We start from the raw sequence: 9,931 nt of genomic DNA, 5'->3' as shown, positions 1-9,931 counted from the left end.
AAAGAAAGTACATTTTAAACTTCACAAAGTTAAAAAACATTGGGTAACTATTGCAGTGACAGGACTGGCTTTGGGATTGAGTTTTGCTGGCCTTAACTATGCTTCAGCTGAAGAACAGTCTACCCCTGTTAATGAAGCGACTGTTGAAACCATCATCAAAGAAGGCGCTATTGACGTTGAGGCTCCAGCGACTAGTGAAGCCACAGCTAAACCTACAGAAAATACACCTGCTACCCCTTCTAGCGAGACTGCTACAGTATCAGAAGCACCAGTAGCTACCTTAGAAGTTCCTTCAACAGAAACAGTCTCTGAAAAACCAAGCTCTGAAGTGACAAGTACAGCTAGTTCGGAAGTAGCGCATTCTGAAACTGCACATTCTGAGGTAATTGCAACGACTAGTGAGAGTGTTACAGCTGAGAATGCGTCACCTGTCGGTGATATCCCAATCGAAAATACCACAAGAGGAACTGACCGTTCTGCCTTTACTGAAAAAAGGAATGGATTTGTTACCGAAAAAGAAGAACGCATTGAAACAGAAAACTATTTAGGTAGTCTTATTACCACAAGACATCCTTATTACGTAACTTATTACTACGATAACAACGGTAATAAGCTTATGGGATGGCAAGATATTAATGGAGAACGCTATTATTTCAAAAAAGAGCGAGAACATCCTGGTTTCGAAACCATTGATGGAAAACTCTATTACTTTACAGATAGTGCACGTATGCTCCATGATGAATTTGTTGAAGAAAATGGTCAAACTTACTATCTAGGTAGCGATGGCGTGCGAGTTTCTGGCTTACAAGATATCAAAGGACAAACCTATTACTTTAATCCTGATAGAAACGGCCAACTTAGCTACGGCTTGAACGTGGTTGGTGACAAGCTCTATCTGTTTGGAGATGCTGGCAAAGAAAATGCAGGACAATTAGTTAAAGACACACATCTCAACAACGGTGATTTCAAACTCAATATTGATCCTAATGGTATCGTTACAGTGGCAAATAACCATCCCGCTTTTCTACAAGATAATGGTGGTCACTGGTACTATATGGATAAAGATGGAAAACTTATGACTGGACCACAAACTATTGATGGTTTGACCTATTACTTTGATTCAAATGGTAGACAGGTCAAGGGGGAACGCCGTAAGGTCAATGGTAAATCCTATTTTTACGACCCAGATAACGGCGCCCTTGTGGCGAACCGCCTCGTCACCTTCAAAGCTGGACGATTCATTCCTGAAGAAAACTATGCTAAAGAAGTAAGATTTGACTTTGCTCCTTATGCAAATTATGATAACAATGAACATCCTGAACTCGAACGGTATTATCTTGGTGCCGATGGCCTACCAGTCACAGGATGGCAAACCATCAATGGTAATAAGTACTTTTTCCAAGATGATGGAAATATGGTCGTGCACAGATTTTTCAATAACTATTACTTCTACAATGATGGAACTATTGCTAGAAATAAACGATTGAATATTCCTACACACTATATTACGAGAGAATTTCCAAATATCTATGAATTTGATAATGATGGGGTTGGTAAATTCATTTCTAGTGATTTTAAGGACCTTCGACAAAAGACTGCTTATTTTGTCCAAGATAAAGATGGATACTGGCGTTACTATGATGAACATGGATTTCCTGTCGTTGGCCCTGCAACTATTGATGGCTACGACATGTATTTCCATTTAGGAACTCATAGACAAGCTAAGGGAGAGCTCGTTGATATCGATGGAAGGGTTTACTATTTTGATAAAGATAACGGTCGAAAAGTCAAAGATACAACTTTTGATTTCGATGGTAAGACCTATGTGGCAGACCAATCTGGTGTCCTCAGCATTAAAAGTCAATCAACTGAACGAAACCGCTATATCAGTGATTCCGAAGGTAACTGGTACTATGTCAATGACAAGGGTTACCTCCTCCTTGGTGCCCACACCATTGATAACGTCAACGTTTATTTCGGCACCAATGGTGTCCAATACAAAGGCCATTTTGCTCCTGATAATCACTATTACGATAAAGATAACGGTGCTTTAGTAACAGATAGATTGGTTGAGGATGGCGGCAAAGAGTTTTATGTTGATGAAAAAGGAAAGAAGTTTCACGGTACTAAATATTTGGACGGAATTCAGTACTACTTTAGATACGGCGAAAAAGGGAAAGGTGAGTTTAATTATCCATACCGTGGTGATCATTATTATGACAAAGAGACTGGTGCCCTTGTAACCGGAAAATACTTCGAACATAAGAATAACTGGTATTATGCAAATAGTAAGGGAAATATTCTGACTGGTAGAAGAGTCATCGATGGAAAGCATGTCTACTTCTACGATGATGATTACGGACAATATAAGGGTATACAAGCTAAAGATAAACTCATCATTTTAGGTGGTAAGACTTACTATTATCTTCCTGGCTCTGGTAATCGTGCTGATAATGTAACCTTGACAATCAATCACGTTACTTATTACTTCGATAATGACGGGGTTGGCCATATCCTTCGATAGTCATTTACAAGTGACTATGAACAATTACCCAACACAAAAGGAAGTCGACCAACTGTCAACTTCCTTTTTCATATCATCAATCACTGTCATACAAATAGAATCCAAATATGAACTATTCTTAAACAATTACGATTATCTTGTAAAAAAACTTGTTTGTCATAAAAAAAGTATTATAATAAAGATAGGTGAACATGTAAGCGTTTTACTAAAAACGTTGAAAGTGTACTACAGGGGATTAGGATTAGGAACTTGGCTTTAGACTTCTAACGTCAAAATAATTTTTTATGCATGAAAACTGGTCCTTAGGCACTTTGGCATGATAATCTAAGGCTCTTTTCATACACACATCAGTCTATAATATAAAACTAGAGCTTTAGAGAGAATGCTTCAAACTAAGAGCTCTAGTTTTTTGTATTTGAAGACACATGCCATAGGTTGGATTCAATAATTAAACGAAAGGAGAGAAATAAAAGTATTAGGATAAATAAGTAAAATCACTTGTTTCTAGATATAAATTACACAGCATAAGCATATTCTACTTGCCACACATTTGACGTGCTCGCCTATAAAATCTTCTTATGGCTTTAACATGGGAGATTTAGATATGGGGCTCAGTCGTTTTAACAGATCTTCTCACTTTTAACATTTTTCTGATGGCCTAGCTCCTTTATGTTACACACCTAAACATCGGTGTTCATTTTTGAAGGGAGTCTATTATGAATACTGAAATGAATTATCATTGGCAAATGTCAAAGAAACATGTCGTAGCACTTTCCTGTGCAACTGCTCTAGCTACTTTTACTTTAGTCGCACGCCCTACATTTGCGGATGAAGTAAAAATACCCGAAGCTACAGGTCAATCAACTGAAATTATTGCACCCGAACAAGAAACTGTAGTAACTAATGTTGAGATCAAAGCACCTACTACAAATCCTATCTCAACTAATACTGAGCTACCTACTAGTACAAGTACGGTTCTTAGTGAAGCTCCTAGCAGTGAAGTCGCATCATCTGAATTGGCAAGCGAATCACCAGTAGAAATCACTTCTGAACAAGAAATTAGCAATCAAGATAATGAGGCCAATAAAGCTATATCTATTAAAACGGCAACTTCAGAAGCCTCTACTACAAAAACTTCGGTAGAAAAAGTCAATGAACCTATTCCTGTCGAAGAAACAAAAACACCTACAAAAAACAGTGAACAACCTGCCCCAATCGATGAAAATGAAAAGCCAGTCACACCTTCTGTAACACTTGAAAATGCACCTCATATTTCTGGTGGACATTATTATAGTGATGATAATGGTAACTGGTATTACAAGGATGCAAATGGCAAAAATCTTGTCGGGCTGAACTATGTGGATAATGTTCCTGTTTACTTTAGCCAAGACGGTATTCAAATCAAAGGTGGTTTTGCAGAGGATGGCCGATACTATGACAAAGATTCTGGTGCTCTTGTAACCAAGGCCTTTAAAGAACTCTTAACTTATATTGGTCGTGATGATATCAACGGTCAAAACATTTATACTACTGATTGGTACTACCTTGATGCCGACGGACGGCCACTTAAAGGTCCTCAAAATCTTGGTGGTACAAACATGTACTTCTTCCCTAATGGGGCACAAGTTAAAGGACGTTTTGCACCTGACGGACACTACTATGATAAGGACTCTGGTGCGCTTGTAACTAACAGCTTTGTCCATGTCTACAACTGGAATTATCAAAATCAAGACGGAAATCATGTGAATCACTTTGTCATCACCATTCCTAATAATTCAGTCGTTGGACCTAACGGTGAAAACCAATTTTTGGATATGAGTCATTACCCACTTTCTAGCAATGATTTGAATCGCGAAGATTTCTACTATTACGTAGATGATAAGGGGGATAAACTGACAGGACCTCAAACCCTAAACGGCATCCATGTCTATTTCGACCAAAATGGTAGACAACTTAGAGGTGAGTTTGCATTTGACGAAGATGGTACTGTTCATTATTACGATGCGAAAAACGGTGCACGTGCTGAAAATACCATTGTTAGAACAAATACTGGTGCCTTCAAATTCGATGCAAATGGTAATGGACATTTGATGAAACCTGGCGAAGAAATAGATACCCCCGTCACTCCTACACCTACTGTCTCCCTAGACAATGCACCACGAGTTTTTGGTGGTCACTATTATAGTGATAACGAGGGCAACTGGTACTACAAGGATTCAAACGGTAAAAATCTCATCGGTCTCAACTTCGTTGACAACATTCCAGTCTACTTTGACAAGGATGGCAAACAAGTCAAAGGACGTTTTGCAGAGGATGGTCGCTATTTCGATAAAGATTCTGGTGCACTTGTAACAAAACGCTATCTTGAAACTGAAGATGGCAACTGGGTTTACGTCAATGATAAAGGTGATAAACTCAAGGGAGAACAAACTATCGATGGTGTTAAAGTCTACTTTGATGATTTCACTGGTACACAAGTCAAGGGACATTTTGCACCAAATGGTAAATACTATGACAAAGATTCTGGTGCTCTCGTAACCAATGCTTTTAAAGAAATCTTAACCTATATTGGTCGTGATGACATCAACAATCAAAATGTCTATACTACTGCCTGGTATTATCTCGATGCTGATGGGAAACCATTAACAGGACCTCAGACTTTTGGAAATACGAAATTGTACTTCCTTCCTAACGGAGCACAAGTCAAGGGACGCTTCGCGCCAGATGGACACTATTACGACAAAGATTCTGGTGCTCTTGTCACTAATAGCTTTGTTCACGTCTACAATTGGAATTACCGAAATCTCGATGGTGACCGCATCTTCCACTTTACAATCACCATTCCTGGAAATGATATCGTAGGTCAGGATGGACAGTATCCAAGAGAAAGTAAAGATTTAGATCGTGAAGATTTCTACTACTATGTTGATGCTAAAGGGAATAAACTGACAGGACCTCAAACCTTGAATGGCATCCATGTTTACTTCGACCAAAACGGTAGACAACTTAGAGGAGAATTCAAATTTGACGATGACGGAACTGTCCACTATTACGATGCTAAGAATGGAGCACGTGCTGAAAATACCATTGTTAGAACAAACACTGGTGCCTTCAAATTCGATGCTGACGGTAATGGACATTTGATGGGCCCTGGTGAAGTATAAGAATATAATTCAAATAACAACTATTGATATCGCATAATTACTTTGATTTAGTAATCGTTAAAAAGGAAGTCGACCAACTGTCAACTTCCTTTTTCATATCACATGTAAACTTTTTCTTCTACTTTAAGAAAACTTTAGGCTTTGCTTTATATACTATAACCATCCTAAAACTTTTCTTTTTCATAATCTCCTAAATCCAGGGCCTAGGTCCTGGATTTTTTTGTGCGGTCAAGAAATAAACGATGTCATAGGTTTTGAGCTATTGCTTTTCTTCTTTTGCCTGATTGATCATATCTAGGAAATAAGCATGTACCCTTTCGTCACCCGTTAATTCTGGATGAAAAGAAGTCACTAACATCTGATTTTCTCTAGCTGACACGATTGCCCCATTGACTTGAGCTAGAATCTCCACTTCTGGTCCAACAGCTTCAATAATCGGCCCACGAATAAAGACCATTGGGATCTCGCCTATTCCTTTAAATTCAGCATCTGTGACAAAACTGCCCAATTGGCGACCATAGGCATTTCTGGCTACATTGATGTCCATACTTGCCAAATGTTTTGTTTGGTCCCCTACTATGGTTTTGGCCAACAAAATCAGACCTGCACAGGTTCCAAATACAGGTAGTCCAGCATCAATTTTCGCCTTTATCGGCTCAAACAAGTCTAAATCATGTAAAAGTTTTCCCATGACTGTCGACTCTCCCCCTGGTAGAATGAGCCCGTCCAAATCAGCGTGGGCTTCCCAATCTTGTCGATTTCTGATTTGAACCGTTTCAACCCCAAGTGCTTTCAAGACCTGCTCATGTTCTGCAAAAGCACCTTGCAAAGCCAGTATTCCAATTTTTGTCATTTATTTTCCTCGCTCTGCCATTAGGATGTCAATTTCATCCTTGTTGATACCTACCATGGCTTCCCCCAAATCTTCTGACACTTGCGCCAAAATGTCCGGACGATTATAGTTAGTCACTGCTTTGACGATGGCTTCCGCACGTTTTTTCGGATCTCCAGACTTAAAAATCCCTGAACCAACAAAGACACCTTCAGCCCCCAACTGCATCATTAGGGCAGCATCTGCTGGCGTCGCTACACCACCTGCCGCAAAATTGACAACAGGCAACTTACCATGTTCGTGGACATAACGGACCAAATCAATTGGCACCTGCAAGTCTTTTGCAGTAATATAGAGTTCATCTTCTCTAAGATTTTGAATACGGCGAATCTCTTGATTCATGAGTCGCAAGTGGTGAACAGCCTGAACAATATCACCAGTCCCAGGTTCACCCTTGGTACGAATCATTGATGCCCCTTCAGAGATACGACGAAGAGCCTCACCAAGATCCTTGGCCCCACAGACGAAAGGCACATCAAATTTGGTTTTGTCCACATGAATAAGGTCATCGGCCGGTGTCAAAACCTCACTCTCGTCGATATAGTCAATCTCAATCGCCTGCAAAATCTGTGCTTCCACGAAATGACCAATACGCACCTTAGCCATCACTGGAATACTAACGGCGTCCTGAATTTCCTTAATCATCTTAGGATCACTCATACGTGACACACCACCTACTGCACGGATATCAGCCGGAATGCGTTCCAAGGCCATGACCGCAGCGGCTCCTGCCGCCTCAGCGATACGTGCTTGCTCAGGATTTTGAACGTCCATGATGACGCCTCCCTTAAGCATCTGTGCCAAATTTTTATTTAAGTCGTAACGATTTGTCATTGCAATCACCTCTCATGTTTTTATGCCCTTTATTTTACACAGGATGATTTTTGAAGAAAAGAGTCTTTTTCTCAAACTGTATGGGGACAATTGCTCTTTCAATCATATCTATAGACGAAAAAATAAATAAATTAGGAAAACTCTTTTATAGGCTATAACTATCACGAATATAAGAATCTTTTTATAAAATCATGGCGTTTTTGTATCCGTTTTCTATTGAAGTTATTAGAAAATAGGATTAAAATATAATCGTAAATTAATTTTTGGTGTTCATGATGTTTTAAATGTCACAGCATGAATTTACCAAGTCACCATACAAGGGGGAAAATTATGGAAAACAAAGTTCGTTTCAAACTTCATAAAGTTAAGAAACATTGGATCACAATCGCTGCCTCAAGTTTGGCTATCGGGGCTTCACTAATTGGACTAGGACAGGTCGGAGCCGATGAAGTCAAACCAGAAACGACTGCTGTTAACAGTCCTGAAAATGTCGTCTCTGACAGCAATCTTGAGACAAGTGCTAGCCTTATAACAAGAACCGAAGTAGCTCCAACGAGTACAGTTGTCGAGAATACTTCTAGTGCAGCAGTATCTACTGACACTACACCTACTAATGTCGCTACTCAGCCAATAGAAACAACTGCTACACAGCCTAGTAACGAGGCCGATAAAAAGGTTGAAACCGCTCAATCTAGTGAAACAACTATTGCTGATAGGGGTGCTGAAGTCTCATCTGAAACAAGCGACAACGTAACTACTTCACAGGAAACACCCTCACAAGGTGGCAAGTTCACATCCGATGATCAGGGTAACTGGTATTACCTAGACAACGAGGGCCACAAACTAACTGGCCCACAAACCATCGACAGCTTCAACCTCTACTTCCATGACAATGGCATCCAGGCAAAAGGTGAAAAAGTCACTATTGATGGCAAGGATTACTACTACGATAAAGATAATGGGCGTAAGGTAACTGATACAAGTATTGAAGTAGATGGTAAAACTTATCTAGCAGATGCTGATGGTATCCTAACCGAAAAAACACAACTACCTACTCAGGTCGTGACCGGTGGTCATTTCCAATCTGACAACCAAAAAGATTGGTATTACTACACTGCCAACGGTGAAAAATTGACTGGTTGGCAAAATGTTGATGGTGTCATCCTTTACTTTGATAAAGATGGCAAACAAGTCAAAGGACAAGAACGAGAGATTGGTGGAAAATACTATCGATTCGATGAGAATGATGGTTCTCTATTAACGAATCAGTGGCATCACACTTCAATTTTCAATGGCTATAGGACAGAACCTCAATATACAACTTATACTAATTACTTAGGCGAAGATGGTGCTGCATTTATTGGATGGCATACCATTGACAGTAAACGTTATTATTTCAAACCTGACGGACTTATGGCTAAAAATGATACTGTCACAATTGATGGGAAGATTTATCTTTTTGATTACCAAGGACAATTGGTCAAGAACAAATATGGCATTGTTGAAACTCCTTCAATGTTCCATGCAAACACTTCTACCTACCGTACCAATGCTAACGGCGAAGTCTTAACTGGTAAACAAATTATCGATGGAAAAGAATATATCTTTGCTTTAAAGGGTCAAGTTCTTGATGGTATCATAGGTTATGACAGCAAACTTTATCTAGTCACAGATAGTAAAATAGAAAAAAACTATTTTGGAGCCCTTTTTTCAAAAAAAACATTTTGGGGCGGGCCTAGTTTCTCTGGAATCTATGGAACTGATAAAAACGGTGTCCTCCTCGAGGGCATCCAACGAGGCTCCGATGGTTACCTTCACTACTTCCAACCAAAGGTGGAAAGTATTAACAAGCCTACGTGGAAAGAAATCGATGGCAAGCGCTATCGTCTAACAAAATCATATCGAACAGAAAGATATGCTGGTATGTACACCACTATTATCCTTACTAACGACACTTTGAAAGTCGATGATAAGACCTACACAATTGATAATGAGGGAGTAGTGACTGAATTTACGGCTAAAAACCAATTTGTTCGCGATGATTTCTGGAACTGGTACTACTACGACAAAGAGGGCAAACTCCTAACAGGCCGTCAAACCATTGATGGTGTTCAACTCTACTTTGATAAAAATGGTAAGCAAGTCAAAGGTAGCCTAGTAGACATTGATGGTAAAACTTACTACTTTGACAAAGACAGTGGGGCTATGTGGACGAATACCACTCTCGAAAAAGACGGCAAAACTTATATCATCGATGAAAACGGTGTGGCTACTGAGAAAGTGAATTAAAAAGGAAAGACAAAATATTTCTACCACTTTAAGAAAACTTTAGGTTTTAATTTATATGCTATAACTATCCTAAAACTTTTCTTTTTCATAATCTCCTCAATCCAGGGCATAGACCTTGGATTTTTTTGTTTTTAGAAAAGTCTGTAGCAACTAAAATCATTCCCTCTCTCACTCGCATCACAATGTAATCGTTTTCTTATTTTTATCAAAATTTCTTATATTTTCTTG

5 protein-coding genes are annotated in these 9,931 nt (G+C 39.3%); 3 read left to right on the top strand and 2 right to left on the bottom strand.

The genetic code is table 11. From position 1 onward, the window contains the following. On the top strand, positions 1-2,524 hold a 2,524-nt coding region (locus HMPREF1517_RS00025), incomplete at its 5' end, for a KxYKxGKxW signal peptide domain-containing protein (RefSeq protein ID WP_037598827.1). Between the two features lie 716 nt (positions 2,525-3,240). Further along, positions 3,241-5,688 carry a glucosyl transferase gene (locus HMPREF1517_RS00020; protein ID WP_198017469.1) on the top strand — a complete coding sequence of 816 codons (2,448 nt, stop codon included), beginning with the start codon at positions 3,241-3,243 and terminating at the stop codon, positions 5,686-5,688. 259 nt (positions 5,689-5,947) lie between these two features. Here HMPREF1517_RS00020 and pdxT read toward each other — a convergent pair whose 3' ends face one another. Next, positions 5,948-6,541, bottom strand: a complete 594-nt coding sequence (gene pdxT / locus HMPREF1517_RS00015) for a pyridoxal 5'-phosphate synthase glutaminase subunit PdxT (RefSeq protein WP_037598826.1) — start codon at positions 6,539-6,541, stop codon at positions 5,948-5,950. Further along, a complete protein-coding gene (gene pdxS, locus HMPREF1517_RS00010) occupies positions 6,542-7,414 on the bottom strand; it encodes a pyridoxal 5'-phosphate synthase lyase subunit PdxS (protein WP_002883851.1) in 873 nt (290 codons plus the stop codon). It lies immediately after the preceding gene. Positions 7,415-7,744: 330 nt separating this feature from the next. On the opposite strand from pdxS, the gene HMPREF1517_RS00005 reads away from it, so the two are divergent. Then, positions 7,745-9,703, top strand: coding sequence for a KxYKxGKxW signal peptide domain-containing protein (locus tag HMPREF1517_RS00005; protein WP_037598825.1), 1,959 nt, complete (start codon positions 7,745-7,747; stop codon positions 9,701-9,703). The last annotated feature ends 228 nt before the right edge of the window (positions 9,704-9,931 follow it).

Origin of the sequence: Streptococcus sp. ACS2, from assembly GCF_000525585.1 — a bacterium.
Classification (GTDB): domain Bacteria; phylum Bacillota; class Bacilli; order Lactobacillales; family Streptococcaceae; genus Streptococcus.
This window is presented reverse-complemented; position numbering and strand designations above follow the sequence as displayed.

Excerpts from the sequence above, each read along its gene's own strand:
- HMPREF1517_RS00020 (WP_198017469.1), top strand. The coding sequence starts at position 3,241 with ATGAATACTGAAATGAATTATCATTGGCAAATGTCAAAGAAACATGTC.
- pdxT (WP_037598826.1), bottom strand. The coding sequence starts at position 6,541 with ATGACAAAAATTGGAATACTGGCTTTGCAAGGTGCTTTTGCAGAACAT.
- pdxS (WP_002883851.1), bottom strand. The coding sequence starts at position 7,414 with ATGACAAATCGTTACGACTTAAATAAAAATTTGGCACAGATGCTTAAG.
- HMPREF1517_RS00005 (WP_037598825.1), top strand. The coding sequence starts at position 7,745 with ATGGAAAACAAAGTTCGTTTCAAACTTCATAAAGTTAAGAAACATTGG.